The organism is Streptomyces sp. NPDC059582 (assembly GCF_042735715.1).
In the GTDB taxonomy this organism is placed as follows: domain Bacteria; phylum Actinomycetota; class Actinomycetes; order Streptomycetales; family Streptomycetaceae; genus Streptomyces.
Genome location: NZ_JBHWCC010000004.1, coordinates 309,056 through 328,265, shown reverse-complemented (window position 1 = coordinate 328,265; position 19,210 = coordinate 309,056). Strand labels below are relative to the sequence as shown.

18 protein-coding genes and 1 tRNA gene are annotated in these 19,210 nt (G+C 70.2%); 11 read left to right on the top strand and 8 right to left on the bottom strand.

Features of this window, described 5'->3' with window-relative positions; genetic code table 11:
- The first annotated feature begins 401 nt into the window (after window positions 1-401).
- From ACFV0T_RS06525 to ACFV0T_RS06515, 3 genes are all read left to right on the top strand, one after another.
- Window positions 402-635, top strand: coding sequence for a helix-turn-helix domain-containing protein (locus ACFV0T_RS06525; RefSeq protein WP_385775091.1), 234 nt, complete (start codon window positions 402-404; stop codon window positions 633-635).
- 9 nt (window positions 636-644) lie between these two features.
- A complete protein-coding gene (locus ACFV0T_RS06520) occupies window positions 645-1,919 on the top strand; it encodes a tyrosine-type recombinase/integrase (protein ID WP_385775089.1) in 1,275 nt (424 codons plus the stop codon).
- Between the two features lie 444 nt (window positions 1,920-2,363).
- Window positions 2,364-3,269, top strand: coding sequence for a hypothetical protein (locus ACFV0T_RS06515; protein ID WP_385775087.1), 906 nt, complete (start codon window positions 2,364-2,366; stop codon window positions 3,267-3,269).
- Window positions 3,270-3,460: 191 nt separating this feature from the next.
- On the opposite strand, the gene ACFV0T_RS06510 is transcribed toward ACFV0T_RS06515, so the two are convergent.
- Window positions 3,461-3,532 (bottom strand) — tRNA-Cys (locus ACFV0T_RS06510).
- A 236-nt stretch (window positions 3,533-3,768) separates the two neighbouring features.
- Here ACFV0T_RS06510 and ACFV0T_RS06505 point away from each other — a divergent pair.
- From ACFV0T_RS06505 to ACFV0T_RS06480, 6 genes are all read left to right on the top strand, one after another.
- The gene (locus tag ACFV0T_RS06505; RefSeq protein WP_385775085.1) at window positions 3,769-5,217 is read left to right on the top strand and encodes an MFS transporter; all 1,449 of its coding nucleotides are present in this window, start codon (window positions 3,769-3,771) and stop codon (window positions 5,215-5,217) included.
- A 155-nt stretch (window positions 5,218-5,372) separates the two neighbouring features.
- Window positions 5,373-5,573 (top strand): hypothetical protein, encoded by a 201-nt coding sequence (locus tag ACFV0T_RS06500; RefSeq protein ID WP_385775083.1) that lies wholly within the window; start codon window positions 5,373-5,375, stop codon window positions 5,571-5,573.
- On the top strand, window positions 5,570-5,974 hold the full coding sequence (locus ACFV0T_RS06495) for a type II toxin-antitoxin system death-on-curing family toxin (protein WP_385775081.1): 405 nt from the start codon (window positions 5,570-5,572) through the stop codon (window positions 5,972-5,974). The genes ACFV0T_RS06500 and ACFV0T_RS06495 overlap by 4 nt, the downstream gene beginning before the upstream one ends.
- 118 nt (window positions 5,975-6,092) lie before the next feature.
- Complete coding sequence (locus tag ACFV0T_RS06490) at window positions 6,093-7,895, top strand: DEAD/DEAH box helicase (RefSeq protein ID WP_385775079.1); 1,803 nt, start codon at window positions 6,093-6,095, stop codon at window positions 7,893-7,895.
- A 294-nt stretch (window positions 7,896-8,189) separates the two neighbouring features.
- The gene (locus tag ACFV0T_RS06485; protein ID WP_385775077.1) at window positions 8,190-8,831 is read left to right on the top strand and encodes an IclR family transcriptional regulator; all 642 of its coding nucleotides are present in this window, start codon (window positions 8,190-8,192) and stop codon (window positions 8,829-8,831) included.
- Between the two features lie 123 nt (window positions 8,832-8,954).
- The gene (locus tag ACFV0T_RS06480; protein WP_385775075.1) at window positions 8,955-9,746 is read left to right on the top strand and encodes a S16 family serine protease; all 792 of its coding nucleotides are present in this window, start codon (window positions 8,955-8,957) and stop codon (window positions 9,744-9,746) included.
- Window positions 9,747-9,943: 197 nt separating this feature from the next.
- Here the strand turns inward: ACFV0T_RS06480 and ACFV0T_RS06475 are convergent, their stop codons facing one another.
- The 5 genes from ACFV0T_RS06475 to ACFV0T_RS06455 are packed head-to-tail and all read right to left on the bottom strand — an operon-like array spanning window position 9,944 to window position 14,205.
- The gene (locus ACFV0T_RS06475; RefSeq protein ID WP_385775126.1) at window positions 9,944-10,858 is read right to left on the bottom strand and encodes a glycine betaine ABC transporter substrate-binding protein; all 915 of its coding nucleotides are present in this window, start codon (window positions 10,856-10,858) and stop codon (window positions 9,944-9,946) included.
- A 38-nt stretch (window positions 10,859-10,896) separates the two neighbouring features.
- Entirely contained in the window at window positions 10,897-11,754 is an 858-nt protein-coding gene (locus tag ACFV0T_RS06470; protein ID WP_385775073.1) for an ABC transporter permease, read from the bottom strand.
- Window positions 11,751-13,019, bottom strand: a complete 1,269-nt coding sequence (locus tag ACFV0T_RS06465; RefSeq protein ID WP_385775124.1) for a betaine/proline/choline family ABC transporter ATP-binding protein — start codon at window positions 13,017-13,019, stop codon at window positions 11,751-11,753. The genes ACFV0T_RS06470 and ACFV0T_RS06465 overlap by 4 nt, the downstream gene beginning before the upstream one ends.
- A gap of 37 nt (window positions 13,020-13,056) precedes the next feature.
- Entirely contained in the window at window positions 13,057-13,704 is a 648-nt protein-coding gene (locus tag ACFV0T_RS06460) for an ABC transporter permease (RefSeq protein ID WP_385775070.1), read from the bottom strand.
- Between the two features lie 21 nt (window positions 13,705-13,725).
- Window positions 13,726-14,205, bottom strand: coding sequence for an Lrp/AsnC family transcriptional regulator (locus ACFV0T_RS06455; RefSeq protein ID WP_385775068.1), 480 nt, complete (start codon window positions 14,203-14,205; stop codon window positions 13,726-13,728).
- 124 nt (window positions 14,206-14,329) lie between these two features.
- Here ACFV0T_RS06455 and hppD point away from each other — a divergent pair, with 124 nt between their 5' ends.
- The gene (gene hppD / locus ACFV0T_RS06450; RefSeq protein WP_385775066.1) at window positions 14,330-15,478 is read left to right on the top strand and encodes a 4-hydroxyphenylpyruvate dioxygenase; all 1,149 of its coding nucleotides are present in this window, start codon (window positions 14,330-14,332) and stop codon (window positions 15,476-15,478) included.
- A 100-nt stretch (window positions 15,479-15,578) separates the two neighbouring features.
- Here the strand turns inward: hppD and ACFV0T_RS06445 are convergent, their stop codons facing one another.
- Entirely contained in the window at window positions 15,579-17,057 is a 1,479-nt protein-coding gene (locus ACFV0T_RS06445; protein WP_385775064.1) for a tetratricopeptide repeat protein, read from the bottom strand.
- A gap of 92 nt (window positions 17,058-17,149) precedes the next feature.
- Here ACFV0T_RS06445 and ACFV0T_RS06440 point away from each other — a divergent pair, with 92 nt between their 5' ends.
- Window positions 17,150-18,556: an FAD-binding oxidoreductase gene (locus ACFV0T_RS06440; RefSeq protein WP_385775062.1), complete on the top strand. Its 1,407-nt coding sequence runs from the start codon at window positions 17,150-17,152 to the stop codon at window positions 18,554-18,556.
- Between the two features lie 14 nt (window positions 18,557-18,570).
- On the opposite strand, the gene ACFV0T_RS06435 is transcribed toward ACFV0T_RS06440, so the two are convergent.
- Window positions 18,571-19,056, bottom strand: coding sequence for an SsgA family sporulation/cell division regulator (locus tag ACFV0T_RS06435; protein WP_385775060.1), 486 nt, complete (start codon window positions 19,054-19,056; stop codon window positions 18,571-18,573).
- Window positions 19,057-19,210 lie beyond the last annotated feature (154 nt).

The following is a 19,210-nucleotide window of genomic DNA, read 5'->3' as shown; positions in this document are numbered from 1 at the left end:
CCGGAACACCACCCACAACTCATCCGGCACCAGCCGCTCAACCAGATCCGTCATGCACGGCTCAACGAACGATCACGCCATAAGAAACGGTGTCTAAGAGGGAAGACGCTGCGTCACCTGCGTCACCCGGCTCGGAAACCGACCGCTGACCTGCGGCAACAGCGATGACGCAGACGGCTTGCTCTGCGTCATCCTGCGTCACCTGCGTCACCCGGTGACGCAGCCGATGACGCAGCGGTGACGCAGCCCCGGTCCGCAGCGTCACCCAAAGCCGCAGGTCAGAGCCTCAAGTGACGCAGATGACGCGGTGACGCAGAAATCCGAACCTCGGACAGACACGCGCATCCGCCACCCCTGCAAGGCCCCCAAGCCCACTCCTTCGGTTCCAGGGAGAACTCCGCATGGACACGGCCCCTGTCGACGCGTTCGACAACACCCTCGTACTGCTCACCGTGGAGGAAGCCGCCCGCCGCCTCCGGATCGGCCGCACCGTCTGCTACCGGCTCATCAGCTCCGGAGAGCTGGAATCCATCACCGTCGGCCACCTCCGCAGGGTGCCGGTCGACGCCGTGCCCGAGTTCGTCACCCGCCGCCGCAAGAGGCAGCAACCCACCACCACCGCCACGGCGGCCTGAGGAGCACTCATGGAAGAAGACAAGAACAAGCGCACCCGGCAGCCCAACGGTCGTTCGTCCATCTACGAGGGCAAGGACGGCAAGTGGCACGGTCACGTCACTGTCGGCGTCCGCGACAACGGCAAGCCCGACCGGCGCCACGTCGAACGCAAGACCCGAGCCGAGGTGACGGCCGCTGTACGCGAGTTGGAGAAAGCGCGTGACAGCAAGACCGTGCGAAAGCCAGGTAGGGCATGGACGGTCGAGGCGTGGCTCACGCACTGGATGGAGAACGTCGCGCCCCTCGGCGTCAACGACAACACAATGGTCGGGTACCGCGTAGCCGTCCGGAAGCATCTCATTCCCGGCTTGGGGGCTCACCGTCTCGACAGGCTCAAGCCCGAACACATCGAAGTGTTCTACGCGAACATGCAGGCCAACGGCAGCAAGCCCGGGACCGGCCACCAGGTGCACCGCACCTTCCGCACCGCCCTCAATGAAGCAGTACGGCGAGGGCATCTCGGCAAGAACCCGGTTCAGTTGGCCAAGGCCCCGAAGACGGGTGAGTACGAGGTGGAGCCCTACAGCGTCCAAGAGGTGCAGCGGCTACTCAAGGCCGCTGACCAGCATCGCAACTCCGCACGGTGGGCCGTCGCGCTCGCCCTCGGACTGCGCCAGGGCGAGGTGTTGGGGCTGAAGTGGGAGGACGTGGACCTTGAGGGCGGGTTCCTCGTTGTCCGTCGTAGTCGCCACCGGCCGCAGTACGCCCACGGGTGCGCGGAGCCCTGCGGACGCAAGGCGGCCGGCTACTGCCCGCAGAGGCGACGAACCAACCCGGAGTTGTCCACCACCAAGTCCCGCGCCGACCGTCGCGCGGTTGGCCTCCCCGATCAGCTCGTGGACCTGCTTGGTACACACCTCAGTGCGCAGGGAGCGGAGCGAATGAGGGCCGGGACGCGCTGGGAGGACAACGGGTTGGTCTTCCCGGATGAGTTCGGCCGTAGCCCCTCCCACCGCCGAGACTGGTCTGAGTGGAAGGCTCTTCTGGCAGAGGCGAAAGTCCGAGACGGGCGTTTGCACGACGCGCGTCACACGGCCGCCACTGTGCTACTCATCCTGGGTGTCCCCGAGCGGGCCGTCATGGGCCTCATGGGTTGGTCGACCACTGCCATGGCCGCTCGATACCAGCACATGGTGGATGCCGTGCGGGCCGATGTCGCGAGGCAGGTGGACGGTCTGCTCTGGACGACCGAGGCGGACCGGCCCGACGATGGCGCGGCTGGCGCGCTCGTACCGGCTAACTGAGATGGGACCGAGTCACCAGTTGGTGCACCCAACGGACCTACTAGTGGGCTGCGGCATTGCTCCGCAGCCCACCAATCTGCTGGCCCATTGACATCATTGCGGTACGACTGCTCGCCACGTGCACCGTACTTTCCACGCCGCACGCGGCCTTGATGCGTTCTACTGTCGGGACTGGGCCGAGCAGGAGGCCGCTGTCGGCAGAGGCGAATGCCCGTAATGCCTCCAACAGGAAAATGCTAGAGATCAGTACTAGACTGAACCAGTCGAGCTCTTGAGTGAACGAGCAATCGGCCTCGGTGAGTTGCAGGTGGAAGTAGATGTGACGCCAAGTCAGCGGCCGGTTTTGGCTCCGATCTCCCACCCTTCGCGTCCCCGTCTTGAGGGCGTGGGGCAATCGCAGGTACTCCTCGTCAGGTCTATGCCTGTGCTTAGGAGATGAGTTATATGGCTGTGGGGCCGATGTACTACGGCGCCAGTCAGAATGCTGGCACAAATGAAACCTTCCTAGAGGCGGATCGCTTCGGAGGGAAGGCGTTGGTCGCCTCAAACACCCACAACATCCTCGAACCGCCGGCAACCAATGTGTCGGTTGGTGTAGGCGGAGTCGGGCAGGTGGGGACTGCCGGGTGGAGCTATGGCTGGGGCGTAATGGGCGCCAGTATGAAGGATGGCGGTTTGCAAGCCGGTGTCGTCGGTATGGGATGGGGCGCTGCCAACACTGGCGTCATTGGTGAAGCCCACACTGGGAATGCAGCCTGGGGGGTCTGGGGCAGGAGCAACCAGGGCTACGCAGGGTGGTTTAGTGGCAAGGTACATGTGAGGGATTCGTTGACGAAGGGTTCGGGGGGGTTCAAGATCGATCACCCCCTCGATCCAGAGAACAAGTACCTGGTTCACTCCTTTGTCGAGTCGCCCGACATGCTTAACGTCTACTCTGGCAATGTCGAAACCGATGGCAACGGTGAGGCGGTAGTGATCTTGCCTGGCTATTTTGAGGCGCTCAATCAGGACTTCACCTATCAGCTCACAGGTGTCGGCCAGTTCGCGCAGGCGATCATCGCCGAGGAAATTCGCGACAACAGATTCTCAATTAAGACCGACAAGCCGAACGTCAAGGTTTCGTGGCAAGTTACTGGGGTGCGCCAGGACCCCTACGCCGCCCGGAATCGAATCACTCCGGAAGAAGAAAAGCTTGAGGGGGAGCGAGGGCTGTACTTGCATCCAGAGGCCTACGGCCAATCGCGCAGCCGCGACATTACCTTCGAGCGTGAACGCGCTCACGAGGCAATGAAATCGAACCTGAGACATCAGGGAGCGGAACTCCTTGATTCACATGGCGCAAAACCTTGATCGCATGGCAGTGGCTGGTACGTGGTGGTTCAGCCTCGCTCCCGCGCGAGGTTGGTAAGGCGGCAGTCGCAGCGCTGAAGATCAGGGAGTGGCCAGAAGGGGGCAAGTGAGACGGAAACTGAGACGGTAGGCGGGGAGGGCGGTACCCGACGTGAGTGCCGCCCTTCCGTTCTTCCTGATCAAGGCAGTAGAGGCCGTGGCGGGAATCGAACCCACGTAACTCGCTTTGCAGGCGAGTCCCTGAACCACTCGGGCACACGGCCGGGTCTGAGGGAGCGTGTCGCTCCGTGCCGAACTCGGTGACCCGACCGTAGAGCGGGGCGGGGGAGGGGCTCAAGGGAATCGCGGGGGCCGCAACGGGACTGCCATACGCCGTTCACGAAGCGCCCGAACAGGAGGTCCACACCGCGGGGCGGACCGGTCGTACGACCAAGGTCCCGGCCGCTGCTCCGCCTCCCGACAGGGGTCAAAGCGGGTCGTGGACCTTACGCTGGCCGGCATGACCGTCCTCGAACCGCGCGACACCGGCGTCGCAGACCTCGCTCACCCCTCGTCGGCCGCCGAGCCCGACGACACCACCGTGCTGGGCCGGTCCTACCGGGCGCTCAGCATCGGCATCGTGTCGGTCGTGCTGCTGATCGCCTTCGAGGCGACGGCGGTGGGGACGGCGATGCCGGTCGCGGCGCGGGAACTGGACGGGGTGTCGCTGTACGCGTTCGCGTTCTCCGGGTACTTCACGACCAGCCTGTTCGGGATGGTGCTCGCCGGGCAGTGGTCCGACCGCAGAGGGCCGCTGGGGTCGCTGACCACCGGCATCGCCGCCTTCGCCGCGGGGCTGGTGGTGTCCGGCACCGCGGGCACGATGTGGCTGTTCATCGCCGGGCGGGCCGTGCAGGGGCTCGGCGGCGGGCTGGTGATCGTCGCGCTGTACGTCGTCGTCGGCCGGGCCTATCCGGAGCGGCTGCGCCCGGCGATCATGGCGGCGTTCGCGGCGAGCTGGGTCGTGCCGTCGGTGGTCGGGCCGCTCGCCGCCGGAGCGGTGACCGAGCAGCTCGGCTGGCGGTGGGTGTTCCTCGGGATACCCGTGCTGGTCGTGTTCCCGTTGGCGCTCGCGCTGCCGCAGATACGGCGGCGGGCGGCGGGCGCAGTGGACGGGAAGCCGTCGGCCGCCTTCGACCGGCGCCGGATCCGGCTCGCGCTCGGCATCTCCCTCGGTGCCGGACTGTTCCAGTACGCCGCCCAGGATCTGCGCCCCCTGTCCCTCGTCCCGGCCGCCGCGGGCACGGCGCTGCTCGTGCCGGCCGTCCTCGGACTGCTGCCCCGCGGCACCTGGCGGGCGGCCAGAGGGCTGCCCTCGGTCGTACTGCTGCGCGGGCTGGCGGCCGGGTCCTTCGTCGCCGCCGAGTCCTTCGTACCGCTGATGCTCGTCACCCAGCGGGGCCTGTCGCCGACGCTGGCCGGGTTCTCGCTCGCGGCGGGCGGCGGGACGTGGGCGCTGGGCTCGTGGGTGCAGTCCCGGCCGCGTGTCGAGCCGTACCGGGAGCGGCTCACGACCCTCGGCATGGTGCTGGTCGCGGCCGCCATCGCCGCCGCGCCGAGCGTGCTGATCCCCTCCGTGCCCGCCTGGACCGTCGCCGTCGCCTGGGCGTTCGGCTGCTTCGGGATGGGCCTGGTGATCTCCTCCACCAGCGTGCTGCTGCTCCACCTCTCCGCACCGCAGGAAGCCGGCGCCAACTCCGCCGCCCTCCAGATCTCCGACGGCCTCTCCAACGCCCTGCTGCTCGCGGCCGGGGGTGCCGCCTTCGCCGCGCTCGGCGGCGGTACCGTCGCCCACACCGCCACCACGGCCTCCGCCTCCCATCCGGCGGCCTTCGTCGCGGTCTTCCTGCCGATGGCGGGGGTGGCACTCGCCGGCGCCTGGGTGACCACCCGCCTGCGGGAGCGGTGAAGGGTGAGCGATGCGCCGTGTGCCGTGTGCTGTGTGCTGTGTGCCCTGAGCTGTGAGCTGTGAGCTGTGAGCTGTGTGCCGTCAGCTTGTGTGCTGTGAGCTTTGAGCCCTAAGTCGTTCGCCGAGCCACGTGCCCGCGCCCTACCCTCACGCACATGTACGACGCCATCCCGCACCTCGACCCGGCCACCGCCCGGGACCTCGACGACCTCGCCGACGCCCGCGGCCGCCTGCCGCGGGATCTCGTCGAGGAGGCCGTACGCGGGTATCTGCGCGCCGAGACCGAACGGGTGCGGTCCGTCGGGGAGCGGCTCGCCGTGGCGCACGCCGACCTGCTGAGGAGGCTCGGCGAATGAACCGGACCGACGCGGACACCCGCACCCCCAGCCGCCACCTCACCGTCGCCGAGGTCACCGCCCTCGCCGAGGTCGCCTTCGGCGGCCGCGCGCCCGAAGCCCGTGACCCCGGGCTGCTCGCCTCGGCCGTGCACCGGCCGCGCGCCCGGATGTTCGGCACGGCGGCCTACGACGACCTGTACGCACAGGCCGCCGCCCTGCTGCACGGCCTCGCCGCCAACCACCCCCTGGTCGACGGCAACAAGCGCACCGCCTGGCTCGCCACCGCGACCTTCCTCGCCCTCAACGGCGTCGATCTCGCCGACGTGAACCAGGAAGCGGCGTACGGCCTGGTCATCGACGTGGCCTCGGGCGTGGAGAGTGACGTCGCGGTGATCGCGGGGCGGCTACGGGCGCTGTGACGTGGGTCCCAACCGCCGGTGGCCCGGCCTCGTCCGCGCGTCGGCACCGCCGGGCCGCCGGTAGGGTGGCCCGGTTGTCATACGTAGCCGAGCCGCCCCTGACCCCCACCCGGAGACCGTGACTACCACCGCCGCCGCCAGCTCCAGTTCCTCGCACCACCTTTCACCCGCCTTCCCGGGCCGTGCCCCCTGGGGCACCGCCAGCAAGCTGCGTGCCTGGCAGCAGGGGGCCATGGAGAAGTACGTCCAGGAGCAGCCGCGTGACTTCCTCGCCGTCGCCACCCCCGGCGCCGGCAAGACGACCTTCGCGCTGACGCTCGCCTCGTGGCTGCTGCACCACCATGTCGTGCAGCAGGTGACGGTGGTCGCACCGACCGAGCACCTGAAGAAGCAGTGGGCCGAGGCGGCCGCACGGATAGGGATCAAGCTGGACCCGGAGTACAGCGCGGGTCCGCTGAGCAGGGAGTACCACGGCGTCGCCGTCACCTACGCGGGCGTCGGGGTGCGGCCCATGCTGCACCGCAACCGCGTCGAGCAGCGCAAGACGCTCGTCATCCTCGACGAGATCCACCACGCCGGTGACTCCAAGTCCTGGGGCGAGGCCTGCCTGGAGGCCTTCGAGCCCGCCACCCGGCGCCTCGCGCTCACCGGTACGCCGTTCCGCTCCGACACCAACCCCATCCCCTTCGTGACGTACGAGGAGGGCAACGACGGGATCCGGCGGTCCGCCGCCGACTACACCTACGGGTACGGCAACGCGCTGGCCGATCATGTCGTGCGGCCCGTCATCTTCCTCTCCTACAGCGGCAACATGCGCTGGCGCACGAAGGCGGGCGACGAGATCGCCGCCCGGCTGGGCGAGCCGATGACCAAGGACGCCGTCAGCCAGGCCTGGCGCACCGCGCTCGACCCGCGCGGCGAGTGGATGCCGAGCGTGCTGCGCGCCGCCGACCGGCGGCTCACCGAGGTACGCAAGGGCATCCCGGACGCCGGCGCCCTCGTCATCGCCTCCGACCAGGACTCGGCACGCGCCTACGCCAAGCTGATCCGCGAGATCACCGGCACCAAGGCCACCGTCGTCCTGTCCGACGACACCGGCGCCTCGAAGCGCATCGACGACTTCGCGGCGAGCGAGGACCGCTGGATGGTCGCCGTCCGCATGGTGTCCGAGGGCGTCGACGTGCCGCGGCTCGCGGTCGGGGTGTACGCCACCACCATCTCCACGCCCCTGTTCTTCGCCCAGGCCGTCGGGCGTTTCGTACGGTCGCGGCGGCGCGGCGAGACCGCGTCCGTCTTCCTTCCGACCGTCCCCGACCTGCTCACCTTCGCCAACGAGATGGAGGTGGAGCGGGACCACGCCCTCGACAAGCCGAAGAAGGAGGGCGAGGAGGACCCGTACGCCGAGTCCGAGAAGGAGATGGAGGAGGCGAACAAGGAGCAGGACGAGGACACCGGGGAGCAGGAGCAGTTCTCCTTCGAGGCCCTGGAGTCCGAGGCCGTCTTCGACCGGGTCCTCTACGACGGCGCGGAGTTCGGCATGCAGGCCCACCCGGGCAGCGAGGAGGAGCAGGACTACCTCGGCATCCCGGGACTGCTGGAGCCGGACCAGGTGCAGATGCTGCTCCAGAAGCGGCAGGCCCGGCAGATCGCGCACAGCCGCAAGAAGCCGGACGATGAGGCCGACCTGCTCGAACTGCCCGCCGAGCGGCGGCCGGTCGTCTCCCACAAGGAGATGATGGAGCTGCGCAAGCAGCTCAACACGATGGTCGGCGCGTACGTCCATCAGAGCGGCAAGCCGCACGGGGTCATCCACACCGAGCTGCGGCGGGTGTGCGGCGGGCCGCCCAGCGCCGAGGCGACGGCCGGACAGCTGCGGCAGCGGATCGCCAAGGTGCAGGAGTGGGCCACCCGGATGCGGTGAGGCGCGCGCGGTGCGGTGTGCGCTGTACGTACCGGGACAAACACAGGTAGTCCATACCGGCCAATGACCGGATTCTGGACGGAGCCTTCCGCTGAGCGAACCGGCTTCGCTACTGTCCCGCTACGCACACGCCCCGTGGCAGCGCCGCCGCGGAGCGCAGCCGTGAAGCGACCGCGCCCGGGACATCCGGGCCGTCCTGCCGATCGGCGGCCTCTGAAGCGCGTCACGTACGGGACTCCGGGACGCAACCGCCGCGAAGGGGTCGCCGGCCTCACCACATAAGGAGTGGGCGTCGTGACCGCGGAGACCTCTCAGACGCTCGACCGGGGACTGAAGGTCCTCAAGCTGCTGGCCGACACGGACCACGGGCTGACGGTCACCGAGCTGTCGAACAAACTGGGCGTGAACCGGACTGTCGTGTACCGGCTGCTCGCCACGCTGGAGCAGCACGCGCTCGTACGACGTGATCTGGGCGGGCGGGCCAGGGTGGGGCTGGGTGTGCTGCGGCTGGGCCGTCAGGTGCATCCGCTGGTCCGGGAGGCCGCGTTGCCTGCGCTGCGGTCGCTGGCCGAGGACATCGGGGCGACGGCACACCTGACGCTGGTGGACGGCGCGGAGGCGCTGGCCGTGGCGGTGGTCGAGCCGACGTGGACGGACTATCACGTGGCGTACCGGGCCGGGTTCCGGCACGCGCTGGAGCGGGGGGCCGCGGGCAAGGCGATCCTGTCGGCTCGGCAGCAGCCGGCGAGGGAACCGGGGTACACCCTGACGCACGGCGAGCTCGAGGCCGGGGCGTGCGGGGCGGCCGCGCCGCTGCTGGGTGTGACCGGTGTCGAGGGCAGCGTGGGTGTGGTGATGCTCGCGGACGCGGTACCGGAGCGGGTGGGGCCGCGGGTGGTCGACGCCGCCCGCGAGGTCGCCGAAGCGCTGCGCTGAACCGGCGACCGGGATTCGTACCGGCGGTGCCGCCCGGCGCGGTGGCCTGCCGGAGACGGACGTCGCACGCTGAGCGGCCTACCGGCGCCGGGGCGTTCGCCCCCGCCGCGTTAGATTGATTCCGTGCTCTCTCGTCTCACACGCCTCCAGGCCATCGCCGTCTGCGCCCTGCCCGTCGTGGCCCTGGTCGCCACGGCGGCCCTAGCGCCGCTGCCGTTCTCCGTGACGCAGCCCGGTCTGACGGCCAACGTCCTCGGCGACAACCAGGGCACCCCGGTGATCACCGTCTCCGGTGCGCCGACCCGCGAGACGAGCGGACAGCTGCGGATGACGACGATCGAGGCGACCGGCCCGGACGCGCGCGTCTCGCTGGGGGACGTGATCGACGGCTGGTTCGCCAGGAACCGGGCGATCATGCCGCGTGACTCGGTCTACCCGAGCGGTGAGAGCACCAAGGAGATCGAGCGGCACAACACCGAGCAGATGGAGGAGTCCCAGGACGCGGCGGCCGAGGCGGCGCTGAAGTACCTCGACCTCAGCGACAAGAACGTCAAGGTCACCCTGAAGCTCGCCGACGTCGGCGGGCCCAGCGCGGGCCTGCTGTTCTCCCTGGGGGTCGTCGACAAGCTCGACGGCGACGGCAGCGGCGGCGACCTCACGGGCGGCCGGATCGTGGCCGGTACGGGCACGATCACCGCCGACGGCGAGGTCGGCGCGGTCGGTGGCGTGTCCCTGAAGACGCAGGCCGCGCGGCGGGACGGAGCGACGGTGTTCCTGGTGCCGAAGGACGAGTGCTCCGACGCCAAGTCCGAACTGCCCAAGGGACTGCGGCTGGTTCCGGTGACCACGCTGAAGGGCGCGATCGGCGCGCTGGTCGCGCTGGAGAAGGGGAAGGGCTCGGTCCCGAGCTGCTAGGACCCGGACCGGAGCCGCCCGGACCGGAGCCGCCCGGACCGGAGCTTCCAGGACCGGACAGGCCCCGGCGACCCGGACAGGCCCCGGCGACCCGGACAGGCCCCGGCGACCCGGACAGGCCCCGGCGACCGGACAGGCCCCGGCGACCGGACAGGCCCCGGCGACCGGACAGGCCCCGCCGACCCGCCCGGACCCGCCTACTTCACGAACCCCTCCGCCTTCATCCAGTCCAGCGCCACCTCGTGCGGGTCCTCCCCGTCCACGTCCACCCGCGCGTTCAGCGTCTGCGCCACGGAGTTGTCCAGCTTCCTGGTGATCGGGTCGAGGATGTGCGCGATCGCCGGCCACTTCTTCAGGGCCTTGGAGTTGATCACGGGGGCCGCGTTGTAGTTGGGGAAGAACTTCTTGTCGTCCCGCATCACCACCAGGTTCATGGACTTGATCCGCCCGTCGGTGGTGAACACCTCCCCGTACGTGCAGCTGCCCTTCGCCACCTGGGTGTAGATGATCCCGGCGTCCATCTGTGTGATGTTCCGCGCCGGCACACTCATCCCGTACGCCTTCTCCATGCCCGGCAGCCCGTCCGCGCGGTTGGCGAACTCGCCCTCCACGCAGAGCGTCACGGCGGACGGGTCCTTCTCGGACAGCGCCGCCACCTCGGACAGCGTCGTCGTGCCGTACTTCTTGAAGTTGGCCTGGTTCATCGCCAGCGCGTACGTGTTGTTCAGCCGGGACGGAGGCAGCCAGGTCAGCCCGTGCTTCAGGTCGGCCGCGCGCACCGCCTCCCACTGCTTCAGCGGGTCGGCGATGGGTTTGCTGTTGCCCAGGTAGGTGATCCAGGCGGTGCCCGTGTACTCGTACGCGCCGTCCGCGTCGCCGCCCTTGACGGCCTCGCGGGCGCCGACGGAGCCCTGGATGCCGGTCCGGTCCAGGACGTCCGCGCCGGCCGCCTCGAACGCGATGCCCATGATCGCGCCCAGGATGAGCTGCTCGGTGAACTCCTTCGACGTGACGGTCAGATGCGCGCCGCTGAGCGGCTCGCCCTGTCCGACGGAACCGGGCGACACGTCGTCGACCATGGGGGAGCCGGAGGTCAGACCGCAGCCGGACATCAGCACCAGCGCCCCGGCGACCGCGGCACGGGCACCTCTCACGTCTCCACCTCCAGGCCCCGCGGCCGTAGCAGCAGCTCGGCCAGGGACGCCAGCCAGTCCACGAGCAGGGCCAGGGAGATGGTGAGGATCGCGCCGAGGACCAGCACCGGCATGCGCTGGGTGGTGATCCCGGTCGTGATCAGCGTGCCCAGGCCGCCGCCTCCGCCGAAGGTGGCCAGCGTCGCCGTGCCCACGTTCAGGACCAGGGCGGTCCTCACCCCCGCCAGGATCAGCGGGACCGCCAGCGGCAGTTCCACCCGCGTCAGCACGCCCAGCCCGGACATGCCGATACCGCGGGCCGCCTCGAGCAGCGTGGGGTCGTTGCCGCGCAGACCCGCGATGGTGTTGGACAGCACCGGCAGGATGGCGTAGACGGTGATGCCGATCAGAGCGGCCTTGATGCCGGTGCCGAGCCAGATCACCAGCAGGGCGAGCAGGCCGATCGCCGGGGTGGCCTGTCCCATGTTGGCGAACGTCATCGCCACCGGCGTCGCCTTCCGAAACGACCTCCGGGTCAGCAGAACGCCCAGCGGAATCGCGATGATCAGCACGAAGAAGGTCGAGATCGCGGTCAGTTCGATCTGTCGCCACAGCGCCTTGGACACCTGGCCGTTCGACAGCGCGTTCTCGGAGATCGTGTCCAGGTCGGCCTGCCGGAACCACAGCCAGGTCGCCAGCAGCAGCAGGACGAGGAACGTGGGCAGGAAGGTCAGCTTGCGCCAGGTGAGGTGCCGGCGCGGGCGACGCGCCGGTGGTGGCGCCGCCGCTCCGGTCCCCTCCGCTCCGGTCCCCTCGGAGCCGGTCGCGTGGGCCGCGTCGGTCGCCCCGGTCTCGTTCGTCTCGTGAGTGCTCACGCCTTCGTCTCCCCCTCCTCGCCGCCCTCCTGCTCGGCATGCGTCTGGGCGGCCCGCATCCCCTCCAGTTCGTGCTGTGCCTCCATGGCCTCCAGCCGGTCGGCCTCCAGCATCTCGTGCACGGAGTTCATGAGCGTCTCCATGTCGACGACACCGATGTACTCGCCGCGCCGCCCGGTGACCGCGACCCGCCCCGCGCTGTCCGTCAGCACCGCCTCCAGGGCGTCGCGCAGGGTGGCGTCCCGGGTCACCGTGTCGTGCACCAGCGTGCCGGCGCGGGCCAGTGAGCCCTTGGCGCGCATCATGTCGCCGCGCCGCAGCCACTTGTACGGCCGCCCGCGCTTGTCGAGCAGCAGGATCTCGTTGGTGCCGCTGTCGCGGAGCCGGTGGAAGATCTGCTGGAGCGGGTCGTCGACGGTCGCCGTCGGATAGCCGGTGACCTCCACGTCCCGTACGCGGGTGAGGTTGAGCCGTTTCAGCGCGGCGCCCGCCCCGACGAACCCGGACACGAAGTCGTCCGCCGGGTTGGTGAGGATCGCCTCCGGTGTGTCGAACTGCGCGATGTGCGAGCGTTCGCGCAGGACGGCGATCCGGTCGCCGAGCTTGATGGCCTCGTCGAAGTCGTGGGTGACGAAGACGATCGTCTTGTGCAGCTCGCGCTGGAGCCGGATCAGCTCGTCCTGGAGGTGGTCACGGGTGATCGGGTCCACCGCGCCGAACGGCTCGTCCATCAGCAGGACGGGCGGGTCGGCCGCCAGTGCCCGCGCCACGCCCACGCGCTGCTGCTGGCCGCCGGAGAGCTGGCGCGGATAGCGGCCGTGGAACTCGCCGGGGTCGAGCCCGACCAGGTCGAGCATCTCCTCCACCCGCTCTCTGATCCGCGCCTTGGACCAGCCGAGCATCCTCGGCACGAGGGCGATGTTCTGGGCGACCGTCATGTGCGGGAACAGCCCCGAGGACTGGATGGCGTAGCCGACCTTCCGGCGCAGTTTCACCGGGTCGATGTCGGTGACGTCCTCGCCGTTGATGCGGATGCGGCCGCCGGTCGGCTCGATCAGCCGGTTGATCATCTTCAGGGTGGTCGACTTCCCGCATCCCGACGGGCCGACGAAGATGACCGTCTCGCCCGCCTTGATCTCCATGGTGACGTTGTCGACGGCGGGGTGGGGGCTGCCCGGGTAGCGCTTGGTGAGGTTCTCCAGCTCGATCGTGGCCCCGGCGTTGCTCTTCGCGGACGCCCCGGGCCGCTCGGGCGGCGCGAGCATCTCGGGAGTCTCGGACACCTCAGGTGTCCCGGGCGTCTCAGGCACGGATCCCCCTGGGAATGGTCAGCCGCCCGAGCAGGACGTACGCCGCGTCGAACAGCAGCGCCAGGATGATGATCCCGAGGGTGCCCGCGAGTACCTGGTTGAGCGCGTTCTTGCTGCCCAGGGAGCCGATACCGCGGAAGATCTCGTTGCCGAGGCCGGGTCCGGAGGCGTACGCGGCGATGGCGGCGATGCCCATCAGCATCTGCGTCGAGACCCGGATGCCGGTGAGGATCGGCGGCCAGGCGAGCGGGAGCTCCACCCGTAGCAGGCAGGCCGGCCGCGACATGCCGATGCCGCGCGCCGCGTCCACCAGGGCGGGGTCGACGCCCCGCAGGCCCACGATGGCGTTGCGCACGATCGGCAGCAGCCCGTACAGGGTCAGCGCGATGACGGTGGGCGGCACGCCCAGCCCCACGATCGGGATCAGCAGGCCGATCATGGCCAGCGACGGGATGGTCAGCAGGGTCGAGGCGGACGTGGTGGCGAGGTTGCCGCCCCACTCGCTGCGGTAGGTGACGACGCCGACCAGCACTCCGATCAGGGTCGCCACCACCATGCACTGGAAGACGGCGCTGGCGTGCTGGTAGGCGTCGGTGAGCAGCTGCTGGTGCCGGGTGCTCAGGTACTCCCAGAAGTTCACGCTCGGTCACCCCCTCGCAGGTCAGGTCGTGTCCCCGTGCTCCGCCGCCTGTTCCACCAGCGGGATGATCCGCAGTGGAACGGGGTTCTCCATCACGATCGCGGTGGACGCCCGGACGATCCCATCAAAACCGACAACCAGGTCGATGACGCGCTGGAGATCGGCGTTGGAGCGGGCCACCAGCCGGCACAGCATGTCGCCGCTGCCGGTGGTCGTGTGCAGCTCCAGCACCTCCGGCACGGTCGCCAAGTGCGCCCGTACGTCGGCTCCTTGGCCCTGCCGGATCTGGAGGGTGGCGAAGGCGGTGACGGGGTAGCCGAGGGCCGCCGGATCGACCTGTGGTCCGAAGCCGCGGATGACTCCGTTCGACTGAAGCCGGTCCAGCCGCGCCTGCACGGTGCCCCGGGCGACCCCGAGCCGCCGGGACATCTCCAGCACGCCGATCCGCGGCTCGCGCGCCAGCAGAACGATGATCCGGCCGTCGAGTCGATCGATCGCCATGCCGAAGCCTCCCGGGTGGTCATCATGTACAGAAAGACCGCCGATGCCGGTCTGCCACTGCACAGATTGCCCAGTGGATACGCAAACTATTGCGCACCTTGCAGGGCGGGGCCAGGCTGCCGCTATGACGCAGACCACTGACCAGACCCCCGCCACGACCGCCCGGCAGGACGACCCCTTCCCGGTCAAGGGAATGGACGCGGTCGTCTTCGCCGTGGGCAACGCCAAGCAGGCGGCGCACTACTACTCCACCGCTTTCGGCATGCGCCGGGTGGCCTACTCCGGACCGGAGAACGGCAACCGCGAGACCGCGAGCTACGTCCTGGAGAACGGCTCGGCCCGCTTCGTCCTCACCTCCGTGATCAAGCCCACCACCGCCTGGGGCCACTTCCTCGCCCAGCACGTGGCCGACCACGGCGACGGCGTCATCGACCTCGCCATCGAGGTCCCGGACGCCCGCCGCGCGTACGCCTACGCCATCGAGCACGGCGCCCGCTCGGTCACCGAGCCCTACGAGGTGAAGGACGAGCACGGCACGGTGGTCCTGGCCGCGATCGCGACGTACGGCGAGACCCGCCACACCCTCGTCGACCGCTCCGGCTACGACGGCCCGTACCTCCCCGGCTACGTCGCCGCCGCCCCGATCGTCGAGCCGCCCGCCCAGCGCACCTTCCAGGCCGTCGACCACTGCGTCGGCAACGTGGAGCTCGGCCGGATGAACGAGTGGGTCGGCTTCTACAACAAGGTCATGGGCTTCACGAACATGAAGGAGTTCGTGGGCGACGACATCGCCACCGAGTACAGCGCCCTGATGTCGAAGGTCGTCGCTGACGGCACGCTCAAGGTCAAGTTCCCGATCAACGAGCCCGCGGTCGCCAAGAAGAAGTCCCAGATCGACGAGTACCTGGAGTTCTACGGCGGCGCCGGCGTCCAGCACATCGCGCTCAACACCAACGACATCGTGCGGACGGTACGGACGATGCGCGCCTCCGGGGTGGAGTTCCTGGACACGCCGGACTCCTACTACGACACCCTCGGCGAGTGGGTCGGTGACACCCGTGTCCCCGTCGAGACCCTGCGCGACCTGAAGATCCTGGCCGACCGCGACGAGGACGGCTACCTGCTGCAGATCTTCACCAAGCCGGTCCAGGACCGCCCGACCGTGTTCTTCGAGATCATCGAACGGCACGGCTCGATGGGCTTCGGCAAGGGCAACTTCAAGGCCCTGTTCGAGGCGATCGAGCGGGAGCAGGAGAAGCGCGGCAACCTGTAGTCCCGGCCCCGGCCTGTCCGGCACACCACGCCGGACAGGCCCCGGGCGGGACCCGTACAGGCCCCCGACAGGCCCCGGGCCCGGGCCCGGCCCCTCAGCCCTAGCGCCGGCCCGGCTCCACGTCGGCGGGCATCTCGTCGGCCGGCGGCTCGCCCAGCTGTGTCAGCGCCTCCCGTGCGGCGGGCGCCGCCAGGGGCGAGAAACCGGGGTTGATCCGCAGCGCCTCCTGGAGATGCCGGCGCGCGGTACCGGTCAGGTCCAGCTGCTGTTCGATGGTCCCCGCGTGGTACGCGTACAGCGCGCTGCGCACTCCGCCGCCCGCCGTCTTGTCCGTCGCGATCTTGGCGAAGTCCAGCGCCTCGTCGTCCTCCCCGACCCGGTGCAGCGCCCACCCCAGCGCGTCGGCCACCGCGATCCCCGGCTGCTTGCTCCACTCCTCCCGCAGCCGCTCCACCGCCGCCACCGGATCACCGTGGTCAGCCTCGAACTGCCCGAGCACCAGCTCCTCGTCCGCCCCGCCCGCGGCCGCCTCACCCACCCGCGCCCGCACCCGGTCGTACTGCTCGCGCGCCTCCTGTTCGAGCCCCAGCGACTGGTACAGCTCGCCCAGCTCCAGCGCGTACTGCGGCAACGGCTGCTCGGCCAGCGCCGCCCGGTACGCGGTCAGCGCCTCCCCTGTCCGCCCCAGCGCGGCCAGCACCCGGCCCTGCCCGGCCTGCGCGGTGCGCTGGTCGGGGTCCAGCCGCACCGCCTCCCGGAAGCGCCGCAGCGCCTCCTGAAGGTCCCCGCGCTCCCACGCCAGCTGCCCGGCCCGCTCCTGGTACACCGCCCGCTCCGCCGGGGTCTGCACACCCGCGGCCGCGTCGGCGATGGTGGCCGCCGCGTCCTCGCGCCAGCCCCGGTCCCGGTAGACGGCCGAGGCCCGCGCCTGCACGGCCGGGCCCTTGTGCAGCGCCATCAGCTTGTCGAGCGTGCTCCGGGCCTTCTTGTAGTCGCCGAGGCCCGTGTACGCGTCGATCAGCAGCGGATACGTCGTCCAGTGCTTCGGCGCCTGCTTCAGCGCCTCCTCGCCCCACTCCCGCGCGGCCGGGAAGTCGCGGCGCGCGTTCGCCAGCGCGACCAGCCCGTCCAGGGCCTCCGTGTTGCCCTTCGGGCGCGTCCGCAGCGAGGTGCGCAGCGCCTCCTCGGCCCGGGGGTAGTAGTAGGCCACCTCCGCCGTCCGCCGCCCCTGCTCCACGTACGCCGTCCCGAGCGCGGCCCACGTCAGGGCGTCCTTCGGGTGGACCCGCAGATACGTCTCGCGCTGTCCGATCAGCGTCGTCAGCTCGGGCAGCGTCACCGGCACCCCGCCCAGCACCGCGGCCTGCGCCCGCGCCAGCGCCCGGGCCCGGGCCTGGGCCTGCGCCCCGGGAGCCGGCGCCGGGGGCGCCTTGGCCGGCTGCTCCGCCGGCAGCAGCATCAGCGTCCCGCCCAGCGTGATACAGGCCACGCCCGAGGTGATCAGCAGCCGCCGGACGACACGTCTGCCGGTACCCGGCCGACCGGTCGAGGCCACGGAGGTCATCGGTTGTCCGTCCATGGCGCTCACTGTGCGCCAGTACGACGACCATATTGCGGCAGCCGAAGGGTGCCGCCGACGGGGTTCACACCGATGGCCCCGGGTGCGAACCTGTGATCATGAGCCGTATCGAAGCGCCTCGTGACGAAGTGACCGGCACCCTCGTCGACCGTCTCCGGGACGGGCTGCCCGCCGAGGCGGTCCTCACCGACCCCGACGTCACGGCCTCGTACGCCAACGACATGGCCAGCTTCTGCCCGGCCGGCGCCCCGGCCGTGGTCGTGCTCCCGCGTACGGTCGAACAGGTCCAGCACGTCATGCGCACCGCCACCGAACTGCGCGTCCCGGTCGTCCCGCAGGGCGCCCGCACCGGTCTGTCCGGCGGCGCCAACACCTCGGCCGGCTGTATCGCGCTGTCCCTGACGAGGATGGACCGGATCCTGGAGATCAGCCCGGTCGACCGCATCGCCGTGGTCGAACCCGGCGTCGTCAACGCCACGCTCTCCCGGGCGGTCGGCGAACACGGCCTGTACTACCCTCCCGACCCCTCCAGCTGGGAGACCTGCACGATCGGCGGCAACATCGGCACCGCCTCCGGCGGCCTGTGCTGCGTGAAGTACGGGGTGACCGCCGAGTACGTCCTCGGTCTGGACGTCGTGCTGGCCGACGGCCGACTGATGTCCACCGGCCGCCGCACCGCGAAGGGCGTCGCCGGATACGACCTGACCCGGCTGTTCGTCGGCTCCGAGGGCTCGCTCGGCGTCGTCGTACGCGCCGTCCTGGCCCTGCGGCCGCAGCCGCCGCGGCAACTGGTGCTGGCCGCCGAGTTCGCGTCCGCGGCCGCCGCCTGCGACGCGGTGTGCCGGATCATGGCGGGCGGACACGTGCCGTCGCTCCTCGAACTCATGGACCGTACGACGGTGAAGGCCGTCAACGCCCTCGCCCACATGGGGCTCCCCGAGACCACGGAGGCCCTGCTGCTCGCCGCCTTCGACACCCCCGACCCGGCCGCCGACCTGGCCGCCGTCGGCGCCCTGTGCGAGGCGGCCGGCGCCTCCCAGGTCGTCCCGGCCGACGACGCCGCCGAGTCCGAACTCCTGCTCCAGGCACGCCGGTTGTCGCTGACCGCGCTGGAGGCGGTCAAGGGCACGACGATGATCGACGACGTGTGCGTGCCCCGCTCGAAGCTCGGCGAGATGCTCGCGGGGGTCGAGCGGATCGCCCAGAAGTTCCGGCTGACCATCGGGGTCTGCGCCCACGCGGGCGACGGCAACACGCACCCGACGGTCTGCTTCGACGCGCAGGACCCCGACGAGTCCCGGCGCGCCCGTGAGTCCTTCGACGAGATCATGGCGCTCGGCCTGGAGCTGGGTGGCACGATCACCGGCGAGCACGGCGTGGGCGTGCTGAAGAAGGAGTGGCTGGCGCGCGAGCTGGGACCGGTGGGCCTCGAGATGCAGCGGGCGGTCAAACAGGTCTTCGACCCGCTGGGCCTGCTGAACCCGGGCAAGCTGTTCTGATCCCTCCCGACGGTTCACTCACCGCCCTTGGAGTCCTGGGACTCGTCCGACGGCCACGGATCCCACAGCCACAGGTCGTCCGCGGGCGTCGCCGCGAGCAGATCGGCCAGACCGTCGTCCAGGCCGAGACGCTCGCCCTCGGACCCCGGCGGGACCAGCCGCAGCGTGCGCTCCAGCCAGGCCGACACCTGCGCGGCCGGGGCCTCCAACAGGGCGTCCCCGCCGGGTGAGGTGAGCGCCATCAGCACCACGCTGCGGCCGGCCACCTTCGTCGGCCACACCCGCACGTCCCCGTGCCCGCAGGCCCGGAACACGCCCTCCACCAGCAGCTCACGGGCGAACGTCCACTGCACGGGGTGCTCGGAGTTGATGTGGAAGGCGACATGGACGGCGTACGGATCGTCGCTGTGATAGCACAGGCGGGCCGGGACGGGGATGCTGCGCTCCGGCGACAGGATGAGCCGGAGCTCCAGTTCGCGCTCCACCACGGTGTGTTGCATGGCTGGGGTCCTCTCTCGTGCGGGTCTCCCGCGGGGTCCCTGGTGTGGGCCCGTACGGGTGAGAGAGAGGAGAGCCGGAAGCATTACGCGGGTTCGCGGAACTTTTCTCCGGCCTTCCTTCCGAGCGTGTGAAGTACGTGCACGAGGTTGCCCG